Source organism: Ciceribacter ferrooxidans, assembly GCF_004137355.1.
GTDB classification, from domain to species: Bacteria; Pseudomonadota; Alphaproteobacteria; order Rhizobiales; family Rhizobiaceae; genus Allorhizobium; species Allorhizobium ferrooxidans.
This window is the reverse complement of record NZ_SDVB01000022.1, coordinates 26,539-50,496: the sequence shown is the minus strand read 5'-3', so window position 1 is coordinate 50,496 and position 23,958 is coordinate 26,539. Positions and strand designations below refer to the sequence as shown.

At 60.8% G+C, this 23,958-nt stretch carries 24 protein-coding genes and 1 pseudogene; 4 read left to right on the top strand and 21 right to left on the bottom strand.

Translation table 11 applies throughout. From position 1 onward, the window contains the following. Positions 1 to 315 precede the first annotated feature (315 nt). The 15 genes from paaZ to EUU22_RS00200 form a co-directional block, all read right to left on the bottom strand. Positions 316 to 2,379: a phenylacetic acid degradation bifunctional protein PaaZ gene (gene paaZ / locus EUU22_RS00270; RefSeq protein WP_129330140.1), complete on the bottom strand. Its 2,064-nt coding sequence runs from the start codon at positions 2,377 to 2,379 to the stop codon at positions 316 to 318. A 71-nt stretch (positions 2,380 to 2,450) separates the two neighbouring features. Continuing rightward, positions 2,451 to 3,527: a 1,2-phenylacetyl-CoA epoxidase subunit PaaE gene (gene paaE, locus EUU22_RS00265; protein ID WP_129330139.1), complete on the bottom strand. Its 1,077-nt coding sequence runs from the start codon at positions 3,525 to 3,527 to the stop codon at positions 2,451 to 2,453. A gap of 20 nt (positions 3,528 to 3,547) precedes the next feature. Then, positions 3,548 to 4,069: a 1,2-phenylacetyl-CoA epoxidase subunit PaaD gene (gene paaD, locus EUU22_RS00260; RefSeq protein WP_129330138.1), complete on the bottom strand. Its 522-nt coding sequence runs from the start codon at positions 4,067 to 4,069 to the stop codon at positions 3,548 to 3,550. Between the two features lie 10 nt (positions 4,070 to 4,079). Beyond that, positions 4,080 to 4,856 carry a 1,2-phenylacetyl-CoA epoxidase subunit PaaC gene (paaC, locus tag EUU22_RS00255; RefSeq protein WP_129330137.1) on the bottom strand — a complete coding sequence of 259 codons (777 nt, stop codon included), beginning with the start codon at positions 4,854 to 4,856 and terminating at the stop codon, positions 4,080 to 4,082. Beyond that, on the bottom strand, positions 4,856 to 5,140 hold the full coding sequence (gene paaB / locus EUU22_RS00250) for a 1,2-phenylacetyl-CoA epoxidase subunit PaaB (RefSeq protein ID WP_028737551.1): 285 nt from the start codon (positions 5,138 to 5,140) through the stop codon (positions 4,856 to 4,858). Before paaB ends, paaC begins: the two co-directional genes overlap by 1 nt. 63 nt (positions 5,141 to 5,203) lie before the next feature. Further along, complete coding sequence (paaA, locus tag EUU22_RS00245; RefSeq protein WP_129330136.1) at positions 5,204 to 6,202, bottom strand: 1,2-phenylacetyl-CoA epoxidase subunit PaaA; 999 nt, start codon at positions 6,200 to 6,202, stop codon at positions 5,204 to 5,206. 17 nt (positions 6,203 to 6,219) lie between these two features. After that, a complete protein-coding gene (gene pcaF / locus EUU22_RS00240) occupies positions 6,220 to 7,425 on the bottom strand; it encodes a 3-oxoadipyl-CoA thiolase (protein WP_129330135.1) in 1,206 nt (401 codons plus the stop codon). Between the two features lie 457 nt (positions 7,426 to 7,882). Continuing rightward, positions 7,883 to 8,611, bottom strand: a complete 729-nt coding sequence (locus EUU22_RS00235; protein ID WP_129330134.1) for an SDR family oxidoreductase — start codon at positions 8,609 to 8,611, stop codon at positions 7,883 to 7,885. Between the two features lie 21 nt (positions 8,612 to 8,632). Then, entirely contained in the window at positions 8,633 to 9,361 is a 729-nt protein-coding gene (locus tag EUU22_RS00230; protein WP_129330133.1) for an SDR family oxidoreductase, read from the bottom strand. Between the two features lie 25 nt (positions 9,362 to 9,386). Further along, positions 9,387 to 10,457, bottom strand: a complete 1,071-nt coding sequence (locus tag EUU22_RS00225) for an ABC transporter ATP-binding protein (protein ID WP_129330132.1) — start codon at positions 10,455 to 10,457, stop codon at positions 9,387 to 9,389. A gap of 122 nt (positions 10,458 to 10,579) precedes the next feature. Beyond that, positions 10,580 to 11,620, bottom strand: coding sequence for an NAD(P)-dependent alcohol dehydrogenase (locus tag EUU22_RS00220; RefSeq protein ID WP_129330131.1), 1,041 nt, complete (start codon positions 11,618 to 11,620; stop codon positions 10,580 to 10,582). A 4-nt stretch (positions 11,621 to 11,624) separates the two neighbouring features. Further along, on the bottom strand, positions 11,625 to 11,828 hold the full coding sequence (locus EUU22_RS00215; protein WP_129330130.1) for a DUF2160 family membrane protein: 204 nt from the start codon (positions 11,826 to 11,828) through the stop codon (positions 11,625 to 11,627). Between the two features lie 4 nt (positions 11,829 to 11,832). Further along, positions 11,833 to 12,666: a carbohydrate ABC transporter permease gene (locus tag EUU22_RS00210; protein ID WP_129330129.1), complete on the bottom strand. Its 834-nt coding sequence runs from the start codon at positions 12,664 to 12,666 to the stop codon at positions 11,833 to 11,835. Beyond that, positions 12,663 to 13,541 carry a carbohydrate ABC transporter permease gene (locus EUU22_RS00205; protein ID WP_129330128.1) on the bottom strand — a complete coding sequence of 293 codons (879 nt, stop codon included), beginning with the start codon at positions 13,539 to 13,541 and terminating at the stop codon, positions 12,663 to 12,665. The genes EUU22_RS00210 and EUU22_RS00205 overlap by 4 nt, the downstream gene beginning before the upstream one ends. Before the next feature lie 130 nt (positions 13,542 to 13,671). Beyond that, on the bottom strand, positions 13,672 to 15,102 hold the full coding sequence (locus tag EUU22_RS00200; RefSeq protein WP_129330127.1) for an extracellular solute-binding protein: 1,431 nt from the start codon (positions 15,100 to 15,102) through the stop codon (positions 13,672 to 13,674). Between the two features lie 244 nt (positions 15,103 to 15,346). Between EUU22_RS00200 and EUU22_RS00195 the strand changes: the two genes are divergently transcribed. Continuing rightward, positions 15,347 to 16,279, top strand: coding sequence for an AraC family transcriptional regulator (locus tag EUU22_RS00195; RefSeq protein ID WP_129330126.1), 933 nt, complete (start codon positions 15,347 to 15,349; stop codon positions 16,277 to 16,279). A gap of 397 nt (positions 16,280 to 16,676) precedes the next feature. Here the strand turns inward: EUU22_RS00195 and EUU22_RS00190 are convergent, their stop codons facing one another. The 5 genes and pseudogenes from EUU22_RS00190 to EUU22_RS00170 form a co-directional block, all read right to left on the bottom strand. Next, positions 16,677 to 17,216 (bottom strand): DUF4143 domain-containing protein, encoded by a 540-nt coding sequence (locus EUU22_RS00190; RefSeq protein WP_439329103.1) that lies wholly within the window; start codon positions 17,214 to 17,216, stop codon positions 16,677 to 16,679. Positions 17,217 to 17,388: 172 nt separating this feature from the next. After that, positions 17,389 to 17,589 carry a helix-turn-helix domain-containing protein gene (locus EUU22_RS00185; protein WP_129330125.1) on the bottom strand — a complete coding sequence of 67 codons (201 nt, stop codon included), beginning with the start codon at positions 17,587 to 17,589 and terminating at the stop codon, positions 17,389 to 17,391. Between the two features lie 11 nt (positions 17,590 to 17,600). Continuing rightward, a pseudogene (locus tag EUU22_RS00180) lies at positions 17,601 to 17,726 on the bottom strand (type II toxin-antitoxin system RelE/ParE family toxin); the annotation flags it as partial. Next, complete coding sequence (locus tag EUU22_RS00175) at positions 17,723 to 17,974, bottom strand: type II TA system antitoxin, ParD family (protein WP_129330124.1); 252 nt, start codon at positions 17,972 to 17,974, stop codon at positions 17,723 to 17,725. The pseudogene EUU22_RS00180 and the gene EUU22_RS00175, both read right to left, overlap by 4 nt. Positions 17,975 to 18,297: 323 nt before the next feature. Beyond that, positions 18,298 to 18,975: a class I SAM-dependent methyltransferase gene (locus tag EUU22_RS00170; RefSeq protein WP_129330123.1), complete on the bottom strand. Its 678-nt coding sequence runs from the start codon at positions 18,973 to 18,975 to the stop codon at positions 18,298 to 18,300. A gap of 111 nt (positions 18,976 to 19,086) precedes the next feature. Here EUU22_RS00170 and EUU22_RS00165 point away from each other — a divergent pair, with 111 nt between their 5' ends. The 3 genes from EUU22_RS00165 (at position 19,087) to EUU22_RS00155 (ending at position 22,162) form a co-directional block, all read left to right on the top strand. After that, positions 19,087 to 19,560: an Rrf2 family transcriptional regulator gene (locus EUU22_RS00165; RefSeq protein WP_129330122.1), complete on the top strand. Its 474-nt coding sequence runs from the start codon at positions 19,087 to 19,089 to the stop codon at positions 19,558 to 19,560. A gap of 565 nt (positions 19,561 to 20,125) precedes the next feature. After that, positions 20,126 to 21,016 (top strand): LysR family transcriptional regulator, encoded by an 891-nt coding sequence (locus tag EUU22_RS00160; RefSeq protein ID WP_245484864.1) that lies wholly within the window; start codon positions 20,126 to 20,128, stop codon positions 21,014 to 21,016. 153 nt (positions 21,017 to 21,169) lie between these two features. After that, positions 21,170 to 22,162 carry an MBL fold metallo-hydrolase gene (locus EUU22_RS00155; protein WP_129330120.1) on the top strand — a complete coding sequence of 331 codons (993 nt, stop codon included), beginning with the start codon at positions 21,170 to 21,172 and terminating at the stop codon, positions 22,160 to 22,162. Positions 22,163 to 22,553: 391 nt separating this feature from the next. Here EUU22_RS00155 and EUU22_RS00150 read toward each other — a convergent pair whose 3' ends face one another. Then, positions 22,554 to 23,903 (bottom strand): MmgE/PrpD family protein, encoded by a 1,350-nt coding sequence (locus EUU22_RS00150; RefSeq protein ID WP_129330119.1) that lies wholly within the window; start codon positions 23,901 to 23,903, stop codon positions 22,554 to 22,556. Positions 23,904 to 23,958 lie beyond the last annotated feature (55 nt).

Sequence of the window (23,958 nt, the reverse complement as noted above, 5' to 3'; positions counted from 1 at the left end):
TCGCGCTGTTTGACGGGCGGCAGGTGGTCGATGCTCGTCTTCATCAGCGATCAACACCCTTTCCCTCTCTGATTCGAATGGCTTTTCCGGCATGCGCGGCAAGCCACAGTGCCAAAACCCTTCGCACCTTTCAACGAAGGGTTTGCAAAATCGCTTTCACATTAGCTTTGCGCTGCGGCGCTTCACGGCAACAATCAATCAGCTTTACCGGACCATCGACCATGCTCGCCACCTCATCACCGCTAGTCGTCCGGGTCGAAAATGCGGTTTTCGCGGCAATGCCAGACCCGAGCGCGGAAAGTCACTTCACAACACCTATGCCCTTCCCCATGTCTTGGCGACCATGGTCAGGACATCGTACTGCGCGACGACTGCGCCGTTCTGGTTCGTCACCTGGCAATCCCAGCGCACCTCGCCGTGGTCGGCATTGGCGCGCGGATTGATCTCCTTGCAGGTCAGCCGGACTTGCAGCGTATCGCCCGGATTGACGGGGGTGAGGAAGCGCAGGTTGTCGACGCCGTAATTGGCAAGGACCGGACCGGGATCCGGATCGACGAACAGGCCGGCCGCGAAGGAGACGATCAGATAGCCGTGCGCCACGCGCCCGTCGAAGAACGGATTGGCCTTGGCCGCCGCCTCGTCCATGTGGGCATAGAAGGTGTCGCCGGTGAAATGCGCGAAATGCTCGATGTCCTCGATCGTCACGGTGCGCTTGGCCGTGACGATCTGGTCGCCGATCTTCAGTTCGGCGAGCGACTTGCGGAACGGATGGACGCTCATGTCGCCGGCGCCGGCGCCCTCCATCCAGCGACCGGTGACGGCCGAAAGGAGCCGCGGCGTACCCTGCACGGCCGTGCGCTGCATGTAGTGCTTGACGCCCCGCATGCCGCCCAGTTCCTCGCCGCCGCCGGCCCGTCCCGGACCGCCGTGGACGAGGCCTGCAAGCGGCGAGCCATGACCGGTCGAGGACTTGGCCGAGGCGCGGTTCCCGATCAGGATACGGCCGTGATAGGGCGCCATGCCGATCACCATTTCCTCGGCGACCCGGGGATCATTGGTGAAGACGGAAGCGGCGAGCGATCCCTTGCCCTTGTGGGCAAGCGCAATCGCTTCCTCGATCCCCTCATAGGGCATCACGGTGGAGACCGGCCCGAAGGCCTCGACGTCATGGACGGCGGAGGCCGTAAACGGCTTGTCGCAATAGAGAAGCACGGGATTGAGGAAGGCGCCCTTCTCGGCATCGCCGGAGAAGACGCGGACATTGTCCGGATCGCCGGCGACGATCTCGGCGTCGGCGGAAAGGTCGCGGATGCGTTCGCGCACCTCGTCGCGCTGGGCAAGGCTTGCCAGCGGTCCCATGCGCACGCCCTCGTCGGCGGGGTTGCCGAGCGCGGTCTTCGACAGGCGATCACCGAGCGCTTCGACCAGCGCCTGGACATGGGCCCTGGGCGCAATCACACGACGGATCGCCGTGCACTTCTGGCCGGCCTTCGATGTCATCTCGCGGGCCACTTCCCTGACGAAGAGATCGAACTCCTCCGTTCCCGGGCCGGCATCGGGGCCGAGCACCGAGGCATTGAGGCTGTCGGCTTCCATCGTGAAACGTACGGAATTCGCCACCACGGCCGGGTGCGACTTCAGCTTGCGACCGGTCCAGGCCGAGCCGGTGAAGGTCACGGCATCCTGACCCTCGACATGGTCGAGCAGGTCGCCGACCGAGCCGGAAACGAGCTGCAGCGCGCCTTCCGGCAGGATGCCGGTCTCGATGATCCGGCGCACGACGAGCTCGGTGAGGTAGGCGGTCTGGCTGGCCGGCTTGACCAGCGAGGGGACGCCCGCGATCAGCGTCGGGGCGATCTTTTCCAGCATGCCCCAGACGGGGAAATTGAAGGCGTTGATGTGGACGGCGATGCCGTGCAGCGGCGTCAGGATGTGCTGGGCGGAGAAGCTGTTGTCCTTGGACAGCAGCTCCACGTCGCCGTCGAGCAGCACGCGGGTATTGGGCAGTTCGCGCCGGGCCTTGGACGAGTAGGAGAGCATTGTGCCGATGCCGCCCTCGATGTCGACCCAGCCGTCGGCACGGGTGGCGCCGGTCAGCGCGCTCTCGGTGTAGAACTCCTCCTTCATGTCCATCAGGACCTGACCGAGGGATTTCAGCATCTGCGCCCGTTCGTGGAAGGAGAGCGCCCGCAGGTTCGGTCCACCGACCTCGCGGCCATAGGCGAGTGCCGCGGCAAAATCGATGCCGGTCGAGTCGATGAATGCGATTGCGGCACCCGTCGAGGCATCGAGCAGCGGAACGCCCTGCTTGTCGCCGAAGGTCCAGCGACCACAGACATAGCTTTCGAGACGGCGCGGAACGCGAGCCGAAACATTCATGAAGTCATCCTTCCTGGATCGGTTTATTCAGTGCGGCCGGCGGGGCAGGATCGGCCCCGCCGGCTGGGAGGTTATTCGTCGTAGGAGAGCACGACCTTTTCGGTCAGCGGGTGACACTGGCAGGTCAGCACGTAGCCGGCCTCGACTTCGTAGTCCTCGAGCGCATGGTTGGTGTCGATCTCGACCTCGCCTTCGAGAACCTTCGCCCGGCAGGTGGAGCAGACGCCGGCCTTGCAGGAGAAGGGAGCGTCCATGCTCTGGGCGATCGCCGCTTCGAGAATGCTGACACCATGCTTGGGCATGTTGAAGGTTCGCGTCGTGCCGTCGAGGGTGATGGTCGTCTCCACTACGGCGGCGGCTTCCTCGGCACTCACCGATGCGACACGGTTCTTGGCGCGACCGGGCTGGCCCGAGGCAAAGAGCTCGAACTTGATCTGCTCGTCCTTCAGCCCGTGCGCATTGAGGCTCGCGACGATCGTCAGCATCATCGGCTCGGGACCGCAGATGAAGGCGGCGTCGATCGACTTCGGATCGATCCAGGTGCAGAAAAGCGCAGAAAGCTTGTTCTCGTCCAGGCGACCGGTGAAGAGGTCGATTTCCTGGGCTTCGCTTTCGAGGATGTGCAGCACCGAGAAACGGCCGAGATAGGTGTTCTTCAGATCCTCGAGCTCCTCGCGGAACATGATCGAATTGATCTGGCGGTTGGCGTAGACGAGGGTGAAGCGCGATCTCGGCTCGCGGGCGAGCACCGTCTTGATGATCGAGAGGACCGGCGTGATGCCGGAACCGCCGGCAAAGCCGAGATAGTGCTTCTTGGTCGTCGGATCGATGTCCATGTAGAAGCGGCCCATGGGCGGCATGGCCTCGATCACGTCGCCCGGTACCAGATTGGCGTTGGCCCAGTTGCTGAAGGCGCCGCCGTCGACGCGCTTGATGCCGACGCGCAGAACACCCTCGTCCTTGCCCGCACAGATCGAATAGGAGCGGCGCAATTCTTCACCGTCGAAATCGCGGCGGAAGGTCAGGTATTGGCCTTGGGTGAAATCGAAGGCCGCACGATCCTCCTCGCGCGGCTTGAGCGTAACGACGACCGCGTCGCGGGTCTCGTGGCGGATATCGGTCACGGTCAGGGGATGAAAGCGTGCCATGAGTTATGTCCTCCGCATCCTCAGATGCACTTGAAATAGTCAAAGGGTTCCAGACAGTCCGAGCATCGGTAGCTCGCCTTGCACGGCGTCGAGCCAAACTGGCTCACCTTCTCGGTCCTCGTCGAGCCGCAACGGGGGCAGGCGACCGCGAGGTTCGATCCGGCAAGCCGGCTGGCCCGGGCCATCAGCCGGCCATCGGCCGCGGTTCCGTCGATCGGCGGGGCGATGCCATAGGCGCGAAGCTTTTCGCGTCCGGCTTCGCTGATCCAGTCGGTCGTCCAGGGCGGCGACAGCCGCCGCTCGAGACGCAGCTTCTCGATCCCGTGGCTTCTCAGCGCCGTCTCGATGTCGAGATTGATCACCGTCGTCGCCGGACAGCCCGAATAGGTCGGGGTGACGGCGACGACGAGGGTATCGCCGTCCCAGGCGACGTCGCGGATGATGCCGAGATCGGTCAGGCTGATGACCGGGATTTCCGGATCTGGTACCTCGTCCAGCCAGCGCCAGACCTCTTTCGGTTCAGGCAATGTCCTGGCGTCCATGGCTCGAACCTCACCAGACCGAGTTGGGATAGGCCCGCTGCAGGAACTGCATGTCGGCGAGGATGTAGCCGAGATGCTCGGTGTGGACGCCACGCTTGCCGCCCTTGTGCTGATAGGTGCCTTCCGGACGAACCAGCGTCGCTTCGACCAGCACGTCCGCCACCGACTTGTCCCAGGCCGCCTTGAGAGCTGAGGGAAGCGGCGCAATGCCGGCTTCGGCGACAGCCTCATCGGCGGAGTCGTCGAGGAACATTTCCCCAGTATAGGGCCAGAGCTCGTCGAGCGCCTTCTGCATGCGACGGTGGCTCTCCTCGGTCCCGTCGCCGAGACGGATGACGAGGTCGGCCGAGCGCTCGAAGTGGTAGGAAACCTCCTTCAGCGCCTTGCCGGCGATCTCCGCCACGCGCGGATCGCTGGAAGAGACCAGCGCACGCAGCATTTCGAGGTGATAGGCATCGAACAGGAACTGGCGCATCAGCGTCTTGCCGAAGTCGCCGTTCGGGCGCTCGACGAGGAGCACGTTGCGGAAGGCCGCCGCGTCACGCAGATAGGCAAGATTGTCGGCCGTACGGCCCCTGCCCTCGATCTCGCCCGCAAGCCCCAGCCAGAACTGCGTCTGGCCGATCAGGTCGAGCGCGGTGTTGGCAAGCGCGATATCCTCCTCGAGCACGGGCGAATGGCCGCACCACTCGGACACGCGGTGCCCGAGGATCAGCGTGTTGTCGCCCATTCTGAGCAGCCATTCGAAATATGCGGCCGGATCGACCGCCGGGATCGCGGTCGCCATCACATATGCCCCACTTCAGCCGGGATGTCGAAGAAGGTCGGGTGACGATAGACCTTGGAGTTCGACGGTTCGAACAGCGGGCCCTTCTCGGACGGCGACGACGCGGTGATGTCGACCGATTTCACCACCCAGATCGACACGCCTTCGTTGCGACGCGTGTAGACGTCGCGCGCATTGCGGATCGCCATCTCGGCGTCCGGGGCATGCAGGCTGCCGACATGGCGATGGTTGAGGCCATGTTGACCGCGGATAAAGACTTCCCAAAGGGGCCATTCGCTGGACATTGCTATTCCTCCCAAGTTCAGGTGACGGACGGGAACGGGTGCGCCGCTCCCAATTTGGATCGATCAGGCAGCCTTGCGACCGGCGCGGCGCGCTTCCTGCTTTTCGGCATGGGCCATCAGGCCATCGCGGAACCACGCGCCCTCTTCCCAGGCGGTGACGCGGGCACCGAGGCGCTCGGCATTGCAGGGTCCGTTGCCGGCGATGACGTTGAAGAACTCTTCCCAGTCCGGCTCGGAGAAGTCGTGGCCGCCCTTCTCCTCGTTCCAGCGCAGGTTCTCGTCCGGAATGGTCAAGCCCAGATACTTGGCCTGCGGCACCGTCTGGTCGACGAATTTCTGACGCAGCTCGTCATTGGTGTTGATCTTGATCTTCCACTGCATCGACTGGGCCGAGTGGACCGAATCCTTGTCGGAGGGCCCGAACATCATCAGGGCCGGATACCAGAAGCGGTTGAGCGCATCCTGCGCCATTGCCTTCTGCTCTTCGGAGCCGAAGGCCATCTTCATCATGATGTCGTAGCCCTGGCGCTGGTGGAAGCTTTCCTCCTTGCAGATGCGGATCATGGCGCGACTGTAGGGACCATAGGAGGTCTTCTGCAGCTGGACCTGGTTCATGATCGCCGCACCATCGACCAGCCAGCCGACCGCGCCGATGTCGGCCCAGTTGAGCGTCGGATAGTTGAAGATCGACGAATACTTCATCTTGCCCGAATGCAGGAGCGCCAGAAGCTCGTCGCGGCTGACACCCAGCGTCTCGGCGGCGGAATAGAGGTAGAGACCGTGGCCGGCCTCGTCCTGCACCTTGGCGAGCAGGATCGCCTTGCGCTCGAGCGTCGGCGCACGGGTAATCCAGTTGCCTTCCGGCAGCTGGCCGACGATTTCGGAATGGGCATGCTGGCCGATCTGGCGGATCAGCGTCTTGCGGTAGCTTTCAGGCATCCACTCCTTGGGCTCGATCTTTTCGCCCCGGTCGATGCGGTCCTGAAAAGCCCGCTCTTCCGGCGACATCTCGTTCAGCGACTTCACCCGATCGCTGTCGGTCTTGACCATTTGCGCGTACATGGCGGGCTCCTCCCAACTCAGATCCGTTCAATGATGATGGCGATGCCTTGGCCGACCCCGATGCACATGGTGCAGAGCGCATAGCGCCCGCCAGTGCGGTGGAGCTGATACATGGCGGTGGTGACGAGGCGGGCGCCGGACATGCCGAGCGGATGGCCGAGCGCAATGGCGCCGCCATTCGGGTTCACATGGGCCGCGTCGTCAGGAAGCCCGAGCTCGCGCAGCACGGCGAGCGACTGGGCGGCGAAAGCCTCGTTGAGCTCGATGACATCCATCTGCGAAAGCGTGAGACCGGCGCGCTCCAGCACCTTGCGAACCGCCGGCACCGGGCCGACGCCCATGATGCGCGGCTCGACGCCGGCCGCGGCCATGGCGACGATCCGGGCGCGCGGCACGAGGCCCTGTTCCCTGGCCATCGCCTCGGAAGCGATCACAAGGGCGGCGGCGCCATCGTTGACGCCCGAAGCGTTGCCGGCGGTAACGGTGAGCTCTGGGCCGTTGACACCCTTCAGCTTGGCAAGCTGCTCCGCCGTGGTGCCGGGACGGGGATGCTCATCGACCGAGACGACCAGCGGCTCGCCCTTCTTCTGCGGGATCGTGACGGGGACGATCTCGTCGGCGAAGACGCCGGCAGCCTGCGCGGCCGCCCAGCGGGCCTGGCTGCGGGCCGCGAATGCGTCCTGGTCGGCGCGGCTGACATTGTACTGCTCGGCGACATTGTCGGCCGTCTCCGGCATGGAATGGGTGCCGAACTTCTTCTTCAGTTCCAGATTGGGAAAACGCCAGCCGATCGTCGTGTCGTAGACGGCATTGGAACGGGAAAAGGCCGTTTCCGCCTTCGGCATGACGAAGGGTGCACGCGTCATGCTCTCGACGCCACCCGCAATCACCAGATCGCAATCGCCGCCGCGGATCGCCCGCGCGGCCATCCCGACGGCGTCCATGCCAGAGCCACAGAGGCGGTTGACGGTGGTTGCGGGCACGTTGATCGGCATGCCGGACAAGAGAACGGCCATGCGGCCGACATTGCGATTGTCTTCGCCGGCCTGGTTCGCACAGCCGAAGATGAGGTCATCGACCCTAGACCAGTCGACGCCGGGATTGCGCTCCATCAGGGCCACGAGCGGCAATGCAGCGAGATCATCTGCCCGAACGGATGCGAGGGCCCCGCCATAGCGACCAATGGGCGTGCGCACCGCGTCGCAGATAAAGGCTTGCTGCATGATTTCACTCCTCCTCGAGCACGCTTATGGCCAAGGCCAACTCAAATTAACCAACCGACCGGTCAATATATAGTCTTAAAACATCACATTGAAAAGGCCTTTTGTGTCTTTCGTGTGATGTTTCGGCGCAAACCTGCACTCGCGCGCGAGAAATCATTCCATATCCCGCACTTAGCTCACCTCTGTGGAAAACCGCCTGCGATTTCCGGGGTTCGCCGACGTCAGCATCCGAGCAGCCCGGCGAAATCATCTTTGCCGGTGCAACCAGGGTCGCCTTCCACGCTCGCAGAAACGACTGCATGTCCCGAAGCGGACGTTGCGTGACCCGACAAGCTTCATGCGACGACAAGAATTCATCGTCGTCAAAATGCACCCCGGTGCGATCGGTTGTTTGTTATCCCGGCCGCATGGCTTGAAGCCCGGAATTAGCCTCCCGCGACGACCTGGTTTCCTTTGCCTACACGTCGAAATTTGTCGGCAAGACAATCATATCCCGGATCGTGACGTTTCGCGGTCGGGTCAGCATGAAGATGATGGCGTCGGAGACCACCGAGGGCTCGATCAGACTCCCGTTGGCTTTCGCTTTTTCAAGGTTCTCCGCAGGCCAATCGGCAAGCAGAGCGGAAACCACAGGGCCAGGCGACACCTGGCCCACCCTGATGCCGTGGTTCTTCAACTGCCGGCGCATGATCTGGACGAAACTGGTAATTGCCCATTTGGAGCTGGAATAGACCGGCTCCCACTGAATCGGCGCATGGCCGGCTACGGAGCAGGTGACCAAAATGTCCCCCGTTGCGCGCTCAATCATATGCGGAGCGATGTCGCGGACGTTCTTCATAACGGCATTCACGTTGAGATTGAGCATCCGATCCATTGTCGCGGTATCGGTATCGACGAGATCCCCGCCAATGTAGGACCCTGCATTGCAGTGGAGGATGTCGATGTGACCAACCTTTGCGAGAATGTCCGGCACCATGGCCGCACAACTTGCGGTGTCCAGAAGATCCGTCACCTGTGTGACGACGGCAGCGCCGAATTCGGCCGCATGGGTTTCCAGCGCCTGTCCGTTATGGTCCACCATCACGACCTTGGCGCCGGCCTCGACGAGGGCACGGGTCGTTGCCAGTCCGATACCGGACGCTGCACCGGTGACCGCAGCGATCTTTCCTTCGAGTGGTTTCGTCATCTCGTGTCTCACCTCTTGATTTCAGACAGAAAGGAAGCCGCCGTCGACTGGCAGGACCGCACCACTGATTATGGGCGCGTCCTCTGAAACGAGCATTGCGATCGATCGAGCGACATCGTCGACCTCGGCGAAGCGTTTCATCGGGTGGCGGATGAGCATGGGGTCGCGTTTCGACGGCTCGGACCATGCCTTCGCGGCAAGCTCTGTCATGGTTATCGTCGGCGCCACGGCATTGACCCGGATTCCATAGGCGCCGAGTTCCTTGGCCATGACGCGTGTCGCACCTTCCAGACCCGCCTTCGAAGCGGCGTAAGCCACGTGATCCACGAAACCACGATGTCCGGCGATCGAGGTCACATTCACGATCGTGCCGCCGCCGCCGTTTGCGATGCGGGCGCGCGCAAACTCCTGCGCACAAATCAGCGCGGCCCGCAGGTTGATGCCGAGGACCTTCTCATAGCCCGCCTCCGTCATATCGATGACGCTTTCAAGCACGTTTGTTCCCGCGCAATTGATCAGTGCATCTGCCAGACCCGCTTTCTTCATGGCAGCGCGTGCCGCTGCGGTGTCGGCGAGATCTACGGATATCGCGGTCGCCCCGAACTTGCCGGCCAGGTCGTCCAGATCGGCCTGCGAGCGCGAGATGGCGACGATCTGCGCGCCACGTTCGGTGAAAAGCTCGACGCAGGCGCGGCCGATACCTTTGCCGGCACCCGTGATGATGATCGTCTTCCCTGCAAAGTCCGACATGGCTGGTCCTTCCGATGTCTCTAGCTCAGAACGCGATTCTTTGGTCGGTTTGCTTGTCGAACACATGAGCCGCGGCAGGATCGACGGCGAGCCGTATCGTGTCACCCGGCTTCAGCGCGTGGCGTTCGCGAAAGGCGCACAAGATCCGCTGGCCCGCCAACTGCGCTGCCAGGAGTATTTCGGCTCCTGTCGGCTCGATCAACTCGACGGTCGCCAGTACGCCCGTATCGCCATTCGACAGTATCCACTGGTCAGGACGGACCCCGTATATCACCTCCTGGCCGTTACTTGCCCGCGTGCCTTGTGGGAGGGCAAGGGCCGACCCATCGGCGAGCCGCGCTGAGTTCACAGAGAGATCGATCGTGGCCGGTAGCATGTTCATCGCCGGCGATCCGATGAAGCCGGCGACGAAGGTATTTGCCGGCCTGTCGTAGAGCTCCAGTGGCGCACCGATCTGCTCCACCTTGCCGTCGCGCAGGACGACGATGCGGTCCGCCATCGTCATGGCTTCGATCTGGTCATGCGTGACATACACGGACGTAGCGCCGAGACGCTGGTGAAGAGCTTTGATCTCCGAACGCATATCTACGCGCAACGCAGCATCCAGGTTTGACAGCGGCTCGTCGAAAAAGAACGCCTTGGGGCTGCGAACCATCGCGCGCCCCATGGCAACACGCTGCCGCTGGCCTCCGGAGAGCGCCTTCGGATATCGGTCGAGATAGGGCGTAAGCCGCAGCATTTCGGCAGCCTCGTCGACCTTGGCGTTGCGATCCGCAAGATTTTCGCCGCGCAGCTTCAGTGCGAAGGCCATGTTCTCCCGAACGGTCATGTGCGGATAGAGTGCGTAGTTCTGGAACACCATCGCCACGTCACGGTCCTTGGCGGCGATGTTGTCGACACGCTGTCCTCCAAGCTTGATCGTGCCGCCGGTGATCTCCTCAAGGCCGGCAAGCGATCGCAGCAGCGTGGACTTGCCGCAACCGGAGGGACCGACCAGCACGACGAACTCGCCGTCGGCTATATCGAACGAGATCTTGCGCAGTGCGTGATAGGAGCCGTAATGCTTGTCGACCTGGTTCAGCTCGATCGTCGCCATCTTTCAATCCTCAGTCAGTTGCGGCGGCATGGCCGCCGATCATTCGGGATGGGTGAACGGGCAGCTTCAGCATGGCTCGTGTCCCGCCTCCGCTACGATGATCCAACGTCCGCTGATCCATCTCAGGTACCAAGCTCGATCTGGACCTTGACGGATGAGGGTTTCGGCCGCACCGCGTAGTCGAACGCTTCGATGGAATCCTCGAAGGCATAGGTATCGGTGATCAGCGCATCGACATTGATCTGGTTCGAACCCAGGAGCGCGACGATGCGCGGGTAGACATGGGCATATCGGAACACGTGCTCGACGCGCAGTTCCTTGGTCTGGGCGATGACGACATCGAACGGAACCGGCTTCAGCGGCATTCCCACAAAGACGACGGCGCCGCCTGGGCAAACATGTTGGACCGTATCCGCGATGACTTCGGCCGCGCCGGAACATTCGAAAACGACATCGACGCCCCAGCCCTCTGTCTCCCGGGCGATGACACTCTTCAGGTCTAGCGAGCGCACGTTGACGGTAACGATGGCAGGGCCGAGCTTGCGCGCCACGGCAAGCTTCTCGTCGACAACGTCGGTGACGATGACTCTGGCGCAGCCCGCCGACAGCGCCGCGATCGCAGTCACCATGCCGATGGGCCCGGCGCCCGTGACCAGTGCGATCGCCCCGGGCGTCAGCCTTGCCTTGGAGACAGCGTGGAAGCCCACGGCTAGCGGCTCGACCATGGCGCCAGCGGCGTAGGAAACATTGTCCGGAAGCTTGAAGGTGAAGGCCGCCGGGTGGACCACGCTTGGCCTCAGCACTCCATGCACCGGCGGCGTCGCCCAAAACCGCACTGCAGGATCGAGATTGTAGAGCCCAAGGCGCGACGCGCGACTGTGAGGGTCGGGAATCCCGGGCTCCATGCAAACGCGGTCGCCAACGTTCAGGTTCTGGACCGCGCTGCCAACCTCTTCGATGATGCCGGCGGCTTCATGGCCGAGAATCATCGGCTCGCGCACAACGAAGGGACCGATCGCGCCGTGGGTGTAATAGTGAACGTCCGACCCGCAGACGCCGACAGTTTTGATGGCGATGCGCACGTCGGTGGGCCCGAGCGACTCCTTCGGGTCCAGGTCGCGAATGCGCAGTTCATCTTTACGTTCGAGGACGAGCGATCTCATGTCTTCAGCCTTTGCGGATAATGAACCCGGCCAGCGCCAGGCAGAGCACCGTCGCCACCCACAGGGGCAACACGCTCTCTAGGAAGCGCATCCACAAAAGATGCACCAGGATCAGGATCACGACGGAGATGAAGCCCCGGTCGAAGCCGTTGGTTCGGATCGGAAGGAATCCGTCTCGTTCGGTTTTTTGGGATTGAATGCCAGCCATCGTCCTACCCTTTCAATGCGCCGAACGTGAGACCGGTCACGATGTGCTTCTGAACGAAGCCGAGCACGATCAGAGCCGGGAGCGTGGTCAGGAACGCCATCGCCGCCATCTCGCCCCAGTTCGTTCCGGTGACCGAGACATATTCAGCGAGCGCTGTTGTCACGGTTCTGGCGTCGGCCGACGACGTTAGGGTCGCTGCGAACAGGTACTCGTTCCAGGCGAAAATCCAGGTCAGGATGAAGGTGACGGCCAACCCCGGCCGCGCCAGCGGCAGGATAACGTTGGACAGCACTTGCCCGGTTGTCGCACCATCGACGCGCGCCGCTTCGTCAAGCTCCAGCGGGATGCCGTCGAGCATGCCCTTCAACAGCCAGATGGCGAAGGGCAGATTGAAGACGCAATAGAGCAGGATCAGGCCGGTCTTCGTGTCGAACAGCATGAAATCGCCCAACACGAACCACTTGGTGAACAGCAGGAAGAGCGGCAGCAGAAACACGGCAGGCGGTGCCATGCGGTTGGTGATCAGCCAGAAGAACACGTTGTCACCGCCGCGGACCTTGTAACGCGACAGGCCGAACGCCGCGAGCAGACCGAGCGCACAGACCAACGCTGCGTTCGAGGTTGCCACGATCATCGAATTCCAGAGATACTGCAGGAAGGTCGAGCTGTTCAGCACCGCCAGGAAATTGTCCCAGTAAAGGTCGTCGATGAGGAATGACTTGGAATAGAGCTTCACGCGCGGACGCATCGAAACAACGAGCATCCACCAGACCGGAAGCAATGTCAGAATGGTGAGGCATATCCAGAGGATGAAGGAGCCTAAGCCGGAGCGTCTCATTGCACACCTCCCTTACGGCCGGTCATCGCGACGAACAGAAGCCAGCTCAAAACGATCGTGACGTAGAGCGTCAGTAGCGACATGGCCGCGCCGTAGCCGTAGTCGGTTTTCGGAAAGACGTTGATCCAGATATGAAGGCCGATGAACCGGGTCGCCTCGGCCGGACCACCCTTGGTCAGCATCCAGATTTCATCGACGGAGCGCAGCGCGTCCATCAGCCGAATGAACACGGTTGTGAGGAGCACTGGCTTCAACATCGGAACGATCACGTACCAGAAAATCTGCAGCTTGTTGCCGCCGTCGATCTGCGCCTGTTCGAGCGGTTCCTTCGGCAAGGCCGTCAGCCCTGCCATCAGCGACAGCGTGACGAAGGGTGTCCAGTGCCACAAGTCCATGATGATCGCCGTGGCGAAGGCGTGGTAGGCATTGGTCGAGATGTTGTAATCGATCCCGAACCACAGTTTCAGATAATAGGGCACGATGCCGAAGCCGGGCACGCAAAGCAGCCGCCAGGTCGCGCCGACTGCAATCGGCGCAACAACGATGGGCAATGTGTGGATCGTGCGGAAGAACTGCCGGCCCCAGAGGCGGTCCGCCATCAACGCGCGGGCCAGCACATAGCCGAGCAACAGTTCGCTGACCACGACGACGAACGCAAAAACCAGGGTGCGCGCAAGCGAGTTGAGGAACGTCGCGTCAAAGACAAGGTTGCGATAATTCTGGAGGCCGGCCCAGCGCAGCGTCGGGTCGACCGCATTGGTGTTCCAGTCGAAGAAGCCGACATACAGTATGTAGATGAAGGGAATGAACCCGACAACGAACAGGATCAGTGTGGCTGGTGCTAGAAACAGCCATCCGATGTTGGATTGTCTCATCCTACGCTCCGTCAGATCGTGCTTGGAACTAATTCGACCGCCAGCTTTGCGAAAAGGCCCGCAACCGCAGTAAGGAAAGAGGCGGCCACCTTGCTGAAGGCGGCCGCCGACCGCTGGGAGGTGCGGTCTCTTACTTGCGGTAGCCGAGCTTCACGAGTTCAGCCTCGGCTGCGGCGGCAGCCTGATCCAGCGCATCGTCCGGCTTGATTTCACCAACGATCGCTTTGTAGATGAACGGCGCGACCACCTGCAGAACTTGCGCGTGGAACGGGAAGGGCGGAGCACCGGCAAACAGCTTTCCGTCATCACGCATCAGCGTGTAGTAGCCGTTCATCTTCTTGTCCTGCTCGACGATCTTTGGATCATCGTAGGTCGAGTTCATGACGATGCGGGAGCCGGCCAGCGCCCAGTCGGTTTGAACGGAAGCCTGCCCGATATACTGCAGGAACAGCAGCGACGCGTCCTTGTTTTTGGACGAATGCGGGATGCCGAAGGCGCCACCATCATAGTAGCCGATATACCCTTTGCCGGAGGCGGCGGCTTCCATGACGCCCGCCTCGACCGGCGGCAATGCCACTCCCACCTTGCCGACGACGGTCGATTTGCTTTCGTCGGTTGCGATCCATGCAGCGTTTTCACCATAGACGAGACCTTGGGCTGCGCGGCCGGCTGCAAATGTCCCGGCAACCTCGTCCCAGGTCGACGACGTCGATTCCGGCGGCGCGTATTTCAGCAGATCGACCCAGTAGTTCAGCGCCTTCTTCGCGGCGGCGGAGTTCATATGGCCGCCGTTGGCTTCCGTGGCCGCGAAGGTCGTGCCATCGATGCCCCAGTTGTAAACGCCGAAGGTCGGCGCAACCGATTCAAAGAACTCATAGAAGGCAGCGGGGTGGCTCGACGAGGCCTGTACCGTCGTTCCCCAGAGCTCCTTGTCTGCGCCGTAGTCGGTGAAGAACTTGGCGATCTGGGTGTATTCTTCATGTGTCGTCGCGGGCTTCAGATCCGCACCGGTTGCATCCTTGTACGCTTTTTGGATCCCCGGATCCTCGAAGAGATCCTTGCGGTAAAGGTAAGGCTTGATGAACGCTTCCATGGGCACGCCCATGACATCGCCCGACATCGGATCCTTGAAATAGTTCAGGAACGTGGTGAAGTTCTCCGGCTTGAAGTCCGGAGACGCGATCTTTGCATTATCGGCGAGCGACTTGGTGATATCCACCAGGAAGTTGCGGGCCAGATACGTATATACGATGTCCTGCTCGATGTAGACGAAGTCATAAATGCCGGTATTGGCCTCCATGTCCTTGATCGCCTTGTCGTACATCTGGTCCCAGGATGTCGCCTCGAATTCGACCTTGATGCCGGTCTCCTCGGTGAATCTGGGGCCGAGTATCTGCTCGACATATTTCGATGCTGGGGTCGATTCCGAGATGCCCCGGATGGTCACACCCTGAAAGGGTTGCGCGGCAGTCTTCCACCAGGAATCCTGAGCAAGAGCGGTCGAGCACCAAAGGCCAAGTGAAATGCAGCCGACGCCCGCGGCTTTGACGAAACTGTTCATTGTTCTCCTCCATTTGGGTCGCAAAATCGGTCCGGTTGGGCGCTCTTAACTCTCCTCCGACACGCTCAACGGACCTCAATATTTGTGGATCGAACAGGTGGACACAAGCGCGGCCGTTGCGCCATACTGATACTTTCATGCGCAAAATGCCGAACAAATTGATGGATTCTTGTGTGCATCGCACAATTCAATATTGGTCGCCGACACAAATGAGCATGTCGGATTGAACTGGAGGATGTTCGCAATGTCAGTTATGTCGCCCACGGTCGCGAGGTTCGAATATGTGTTGACCGGCGCGGACGAGACGTTCCTCTGGCGCCGTGATGATTATCCGTGGGAGCGCAATGTCTGGAATTTCCATCCAGAGGTAGAGATTCACTACATCTCCAACGCCAGCGGCGTTCTGCTTGCAGGTGATCATGTCGGTGCGTTCACGCCGGGCCATATCTCGTTGATCGGCAGCAACCTGCCGCACGACTGGGTGACGCCGCTCGGCCCCGATGAGCGTATTCCAGGACGCGATATCGTCATCCAGTTTCTGCCGTCCAAGCTGGAGCAGGCTTCTGCCTTTCTCCCGGAACTGGCGGGGCTGCGTGATTTTTTCATCCGTGCGCAGCGCGGGCTTTCTTTCAAGGGTCGGGCGAGGGAGAAGGCAGAGGCGTTGATACTCGACATGGAGTTCCAGACCGGCTCGGCGCGCCTTTCGACCTTCCTGTCATTGCTCTCGCTGCTGCGAGACACTGACGAGGTTGATACGCTGTCTTCGGAGGCCTATGTGCCGGACTTGAGTTATGGTTCACTCGAAGCCTTGCAACAGGTCTTCGCGGATATCTTTGCCAATCTTTCGGAGGACATCCGCTTGCCGGACATGGCTCGCATGGTCGGTATGAGTGATAGTTCATTCTCGCGGTTCTTCAAGAAAAACAGCGGCAACAGCTTCACTGACCACGTCAACAAGCTTCGGATCTGGAAGGCGGGTCAGCTATTGACCGACACCTCGCTGCCGGTGACGGACATCTGCTTCGAGGTGGGATATCGCAATCTGTCGAATTTCAACCGGATGTTTCTTCGCCACCACAACTTGACGCCGACAAGATATCGGAAACTTTCCACCAACCGCAGAATTGTTCCCTTACCTCAGACAGGGTCAGACCAGATGTCTACGCGGTCAGTCTAGCAACTGGTCGGTAAGGCGCGCGCGGCGGGAAGATGTATTCTCTCCTCGCGAGTTCACTGCGCCTGAATCAGGTCTACTCCTCCGACGCGACGGCGCCGCCAAGGCGGTGTCACACTGGTCCTGTCTGTTTCGTCTTGCTCCCATCAGGAGCATTGTCGACCCTGGAAGGCTGGCGGTGTTCGGTCGGCCGGAACAGAAATACGAGATGTGTGATAAGTTCGCCGACCTCTTCCGGCTGCACACCGTTTTCCAGAGCACGTTCGATATGGGTTAGGGGGACGGACAGAGCGGAGTTCCGTTTTTTTGCGGTTGAAAGGAGGCGAACCTGACGGCGATCTTTTCGCCGTTTAATTTCCAAGAATACTCGCGTCTGATGCCTACAGCGAGTTCCCATGCGCTAATGCCACAACGCCGAGATTGGCACGGCGGATAGGCGTTCCCCGAATGGGATCACCTTATGGTGGTCGTAAAGGACCATGCCTGACGCAAATCGCTCGCCGCATCCTTGGGCCAAAATTCGCAGTCCAGAAAAATCGGAGTTCGTGACGGATGCTGCCGCTTTTATCTCGATACCGACAATCCGTCCTTGCCTGTCTTCGATGACGATATCGACTTCATTCTGCTGCTTGTCACGAAAATGCGAAAACTCAAATCGGGTATGTGCGGCGCTGGCGAGTTTAAGGATCTCCCCAAAAACGAAAGTCTCCGGCAACGCCCCGAACTGCCCTCTGTCGTCTCGGAGCCTCTCGAGGGAGAGATCACGGAGAGATGCGAGAAGACCAGAATCGAGGAAATGTATTTTCGGGGTCTTGGTCAGGCGCTTCAGTTTGTTGGAAAACCAGGGCTGAACGGTTCGGGCGATGAATAGGCTCTCGAATATGCCGACGTATTTCTGGGTCGTGATGTGGTTCATCCCTATGGCTGCGCAAAGCGCCACAGCCCCACTCCTCTCGATGACCGTTTGAAACTACGATGATGACCAATTGAAAATCAAGGCGTAACCATTTGAAATCTTGATGGCGACCGATTGAGACTGGAGGTCAGAAATACGTGGCGTGATGGATGGCCGATATGAGGGGGCGAAACGCTACACAGGCCCTGCTGAACCTCTAGCTGATCAGTCTCAGGCGAAAAGCTTCGGCGACGGCATGCGCGCGGTTCACCGCACCGAGCCTCATACGGATATTGTACACGTGCTTGGCGACCGCCTTCTCCGAAACGCCGAAGATGACTCCTATTTCCCAGTCGGTCTTTCCGGCTCCGATCGAAGGCACAGTCGTGATCGGGCCATCGGGAGCGGTAAAGGTCATGGTCGCCACCCGGCGATACCTCGCTCCAAACCCGAGACGTAGCGGCGTACCTGGGCAGCACCCCATTGCGCACGTGTGTAGCGGATTACCGAACGTAGATCCGATTCCGCCTCCGCGGTAAGAATGTAGGCCGTCAAGCACGACCCTCGGCAATCTCCTCGTTGAGGATCTCACCTACGGTTTTGGTCGACAGTCTTCCGGCGAGTCCCTCATTGAGGCGCGTGTTCATCAACGTCTTCAACTCCTCCCAGGCTCGTTCTCCATCTGTGTCACCGGGAAAGAGGCGCTCAAGTGCATACTGCTTGATTGTCTTGCCCTGCAAAGCGGCCAGTGCCTTCAGGCTTTGATGTTGTTGGTCCGTTATGTCGATCGTCAATCGGCTCATCTAACGTGCTCCTGAACTGAGAAAACCCACATTAACACATATGTGGGTATATGGCCACCGCCGATACCTCTGATCCGATGTCGCTTGGAGGGATCTGCTATTTCGAAGACGACCGATCCGCCCTATCTACCTCTGCTCGAGCAGACCCCAGACCGGCCACTAGACGTGTTCCTTTGCAGTTGACAGGAATCGAACCAGCCTCCGGTCATCCCAAATGACCACCTGCAATGTGACTCAGCCACTTAAGCACATGGCAACAACGGGATGCACCTCAAAAGCAAACTCCCGTCTGCCCCATCAAACCGAATGCCTTGCGCGGAGCATCAGGCGGTCATGACCCAGCCGCGAAATGAAAGGGCGGCGTAGAACAGGCTCGGTTGCCGGAAGCCCGCTTTGCGAAAGGACGTTTCTTCCTGACCTGGCGAAAGCAGCGGCAGCCGCTCTGCCATGGCCCTGGCGGACGTTGCGGCATGGCGAGGCGCCGAAGTCGGGCCTGCGGCAAATGTCGCAGATCTCGCCAGCCAGAGATCCGCCTGTCCATCGATCTGGGTGTGATGGGCGGCAACAAAAACGCCGCCCGGTTTGAGACGCCTGCGGATCTCCCGGAGAGTCTCCAACCGCTCGTGCCATTCGAGGAAGTGCAGTGTCAGGAGGCACACCGTCCCATCGAAGGGACCATCAGGTGCATCCACCGCCGTTCCGTGAATAAGATGCGTGCGCTCGACGCAACGCGACGTGGTTTTGCGGGCGATGTCGAGCATGGCAGGCGAGGGATCGACACCGGTAAATCGCCAGTCCGGCCGCATCTCAGCCATGGCCTTGATCTCCAGGCCGCCGCCGGCACCCACGACCAGCACGTCCGCGGCGCCCGGCGCCCGTTCGGCAAGAAGCAGCGTCGTCATTTTGTGAAGGTCTGCGAGCCCTGGCACCTTGCGCGGCGTTTCGCGGACATAGTCGCTCACGGCAGCCGGATCTGAGAATGGACTGGGATTACCGCTCATGACGAACCTTCTTATGTATCAGTTGAAGATGCGTAACATGGTTTGGCTTCTTGTATCAAGTGATGCTACATGAAGAGCGGCAGGAAGAAGACCGAATGAACCGGGTAAGCAATGAACAAGGATACGAGACTGTCTGACGTGTTGCATGTGCTCTTGCACATGGCGCAGGTGAAGGAGCCGCTAACCTCGGAGGTTCTTGCCCGAAGCATGGGCACCAACCCGGCCGTGTTCCGCAGGACGATGGCGGGCTTGCGTCGCGCGGGCCACGTCATCTCGGGCAAGGGTCATGGCGGGGGCTGGCAACTCGCGCGACCCCTTGAGGAGATCACTCTACTAGCCATTTATGAAGCGCTGGAGCGGCCGACGCTCTTTGCCATCGGCTCGCGTGGGAGGCATCCCGAATGCAGGATCGAAGGGACCGTCAATGCCGCGCTGGCGGAGACGATGCGGCAAGCGGAAAGCCTGTTGATGGAGCGGTTTGAGCAGGTGACGCTGGATCAATTGATGCCGTCGCGGGCAAAGGCGTTACCGCAGACTTGCGGAAGTGCCTTGCTCGCTGAGCCGAGCCAGATGAGGGCTGAATAGCTTCGCAGGTGTTTCGGTCGGTACCAGTGTTTCCCGCACAAGCAGGCCTTCTTTACGCGCTCGACGAGCGTTGTCTCGAACGGCTGGCGGAACGGATGGAGCTTGCCTGTCTTGCGCAAAATGGGGCAATCCCCGAAAGCGATGATCGACGCGCTCGCCACGGCCTATGGGCGGGCCAAGACCGAACGCAGATGTGACTCGCGCCCTCTACTGCTCGGCGGTGGGACCGGAACGAGGCACTCAACGAGGCGCTTGTGCAGCGCATGGATGCAGCGACCACGGCCATGCTGCGAAGCGCACCGACGGCTGACTAAACAGACATCATCCTCGTCAATGTGACGCTTCTTTCCGTCATCTTCGGAATCGTGAGAAACGTCTTCGAACGAAATCTGCCATTGGCAGAGCAGGAGACCATCCGCGAGCAGCTCATTCGCATGTGCCTTTCCTACCTGGATATGTCGGGCGGCTAACCCCATCTGCCTCCCAAGTTGTCTTTCTGCCGCACACGGCGGCGGCTTCAAGAATCTGAGGAGGGTCTGCGATGCTTCGCGACATGAGTGACACAATGGCCTTCATCGAAGTGGTCAAGCGGGGCAGTTTCACCGCCGCGGCGGAGAGCCTGAGAACGTCGAAGGCGCGAGTCAGCAAGAAGGTGCAGGATCTCGAACACAGGCTCGGCGTGAAGCTGCTGCATCGAACCACGCGAAACATTCGGCTGACAGAAGCCGGGTCGATCTATTTCGAGCGATGCCGTGATCTCGCCCGTCTGATCGGCGATGCCGAAAGCGCCGTCGAACAGGTGCATGGCAAACCTTCCGGTTGGCTGAGGGTCACGGCACCGCACTGGCTCGTGACCAAAACCCTTGCGCCGCTTCTGGTTGGCTTCCGCAACGCCTATCCGGAGGTCAAGCTGCAGCTCCTACTCGATCACGATGTCAAGAACATCGTCCACGAAGACATCGACGTGGCCTGTCGCCTGTGGAACGGTGCGATGCCCGATTCCAATCTCGCCGCCCGCCGTCTGGCGTACGTTCCCACGGCCCTCTACGCGTCCCGGAGATATGTTCAGGAACATGGTATTCCGGAGCATCCTTCGCGCTTGAAGGATCATGCCTGCCTTGTGACGCAATTGTTCTACGGCCGGCAAGAGCATTCATGGCCGCTTACAAGAGAGGCCGAGGTCGTCGACTATCCGATCAATCCGGCGGTTGTCGCCACCGACCCGGAGGCACTGTTCGAGTTCCTGATCCGGGGACAAGGCATCCAGCTCACCAATCCCCATCTGGTGCATGCGGCTGTCGCCTCCGGCGATGTCTTGCGCATCCTCCCCGAATGGTCCGGCCCCAGCGCCGCTTTGTACGCCGTGAGAGCCGGCGGACGCGTCCAACCGCTTAAGGTGAGAGCATTCATCGACTACCTGACCGAGCACCTCGACGAGGTGTTGCAGCTCTCCTGAGAGGCTGGGCGAGGCTCACTGATTGTAGCCAGATCCTTGACAAAGAGGTCCAGGCTCGGGGTCTAATCGCCAAAGCTTCCCCCGCCTACCTTCCTCTCGCAAACGCCGCGCATCGCGTTATAGCCGCGTGGCGCAGATGGAAGAAGGATAGTCATGAACAACGTAACGAGACGAGACGTTCTCAAGGGAGCTTCGACGCTGGCGGCCGTCGCAGCTGTCACAAGCGCCCCCTCTATTGCCGCCGCGGCTGCTGCCAAGCAGCACTTTCAATCGCCTGGGTTTTACCGAATGGCGCTCGGAAATCTGGAAATCACGGCATTGCTGGACGGCACCTTGCCTCTGCCGCTTCCTCAAATGTATCGCGATGTTGCCGCCGAAGATGCCGCTCGGCTATTGCGCGGGGCCCACCGAGACATTCCGACAGACACGTCCGTGAACGCGTTCGTCGTCAATGATGGCAAAGGCCTGGTGCTCATCGATGCGGGAACCGGACACTACCTCGGCAACGAGGTAGGCCTTTTGGTCAGCAACCTGGGGGCTTCCGGTTACAAGCCATCCCAGATCGATCACATCATCCTGACGCATGTCCACACCGATCACTCCGGTGGCTTGGTTCAGGACGGGAAACGCGTCTTCGAAAACGCGATCCTTCATGTTCCTGAACGCGAAATGGAATTCTGGTTGAAGACTCCCAAAGATGCGCGACCGAAAGGCCTGAGCCAGCAGCTGTTTCAGGAGGCGGTGGAGTGCCTGCGGCCCTATCTTCAGCAGGGCAGGATTATCAGTTTTGGTGATAATGCTGAGGTTCTGCCGGGCTTTCGTTCGATCCTGCGCACCGGGCATACCCCGGGCCACAGCTCTATCGCGGTAGAGAGCGGCGGCAGGAAGCTGGTGTTCTGGGGCGATATTACACACGGCGACATCGTACAGTTCAAACAGCCCGATGTGACAATCGAGTTCGACGTCGATCGGCCGTCTGCGGTACGGTCTCGCCGCCAAGCCTTCGCAGAGGCCGTGGCAGAGGGCTACTTCGTGGCTGGCGCTCATATCGCTTTTCCAGGCATCGGCAACGTCCTGGCCCAGGACGACCAGTTCGACTGGATGCCGGTGAACTACTCCGATGGAGAAGGCGGAGTCGTCAAATGAGCTCCAGTGACTGCAGGCGCTTGCACCTTGCGAAAGCAACTAGGCGGTGAAGCGCTAGTGAGTTTTGGCGTCTGATGCTACATCCTTGGGAAGGCAGCGGTCTTGGTAGCCTCATTGCCTTCCCATTACCTTCCTTGATGCCGGGGTTATCGCGGAAAAGCAGGCCGAAGGTCTTGAAGGGACACTGACCGGCGATCCCGCACTACCTGATCTTTTTGCAGTTGAATGCATCTGAACCCCCAACCCGGTGATCTAGTACGCATCTGCGAGGCTTGCGAAGCTGGAGGCGGCTCAAGGCAACCCCTGCCCCTCCACTCATACTAGAAACTTGCCACCGATATAAGCTGAGCCGTTCTCCTGATCGCCATGGACCTCCCTCTCCGACCGACAGCTACCGCACCATACCCTCCAGCGCTTCTCTGACGGATGGAACATCACCGAGAGCAGCCAGGACGCTATGCGTTTCTTCGCCTTCGATCCCCGCCCAGCGCAGGCAATCGGTGAACTTAGAACGCTTTTCCTCTTCCGCCAGCGGGCAGGCGATCGATCCCCTCGCGTGAAGCCGCTCGGAGTGCAGCATACGGCCGTCCTGCAGGGTTACGGAAACCTGGTGTGGCAGTCGCTCGACGCCACGTTCTTCCTCGGCACTATAGGCATGCATGGTGATCTTCGCCATATACTGGCGCGCCGGGGATCCTGACACCGCATCCGGGGTGAAGTCGGAAGGCGATAGCCTGCCCTGCAGCAGGGCAACCGCGAGGCAGTACTGCATCGAAAAACGCGCCTGCATCTCGTCGACCGGGTCAGGATAGGCGAGATTATCATAGGCAGACCGGCCGACTTTCGTCTCGATGCGTACGACCTCGTCGAGCGAGAACCCATGCTCGTTCTGCAGGTCGAGGGCCGCATCCACAGCACGATGGGTGGAGGCGCAGCAGGGGTGCAGCTTTGTCACCAGTCCCCGGGTCTCGATGACATGCGCCCCGTCCGAGTACGACCCCGACCAGCCGACCGCATCATCGCCACCGAACAGGTCCAAAAAACCTTGAGGGCGCTCCAAAATATCCGGCCGCCCGGTCAGCCCGGCACGGCTGAGAAATGCCGCCTCGACGGCGTTGCGTGCCGCCATGCCCGCATGAAAGGGTTTTGCCGCCGTGCCGAACTGCCCCTTGGGACCGGCGGCCATGCTGGCAGCGAGAACCATCGCCTGTGCAACGCGATCCGCGGCAAGCCCAAGCAGGTGGGCAACCCCGGCCGCGGCCCCGATGCAACCCACTGTCGAGGTACCGTGCCATCCCCTGTTGTAGTGGGACGGATTGACGCCGAAGCCAATCAAAGCCTGTGCCTCAAGACCGGCAAGATAGGCGGCGACCAGCTGGGGACCGGAGATGGACGCGTCGGCCGTCGCCACTGCCAGGAGGGCCGGCACGAGCACAGCAGAGGCATGGGCGCGGGCCGGATGGAAGTTGTCGTCGAAATCGAGGCAGTGCGCTGCGGTCGCGTTGATCAGCGCGGCAAGCGGTGGCGATGCGCGGCCGCCGGTCACAAGCAGCGACGCCCCGTCCGTCCGGATATCGCCGACGAAAGCGCCCACCACCGCTTGGGGGGTTGCGTCCGCAGCGCCCGCGATCATGCAGCCCACGGTATCCGTAATCGCATCCCTCGCCCTGGCCACGGCTATTCCGGAGAATGTCTTGCGCGACATCACCTGCGCTGCGATCGACTGAAGAACCGTTGCCATTTTATCAACCCCCTGCAAGTCTTTGTACAAGGCCGTATTGATGGGCAGCGATGGC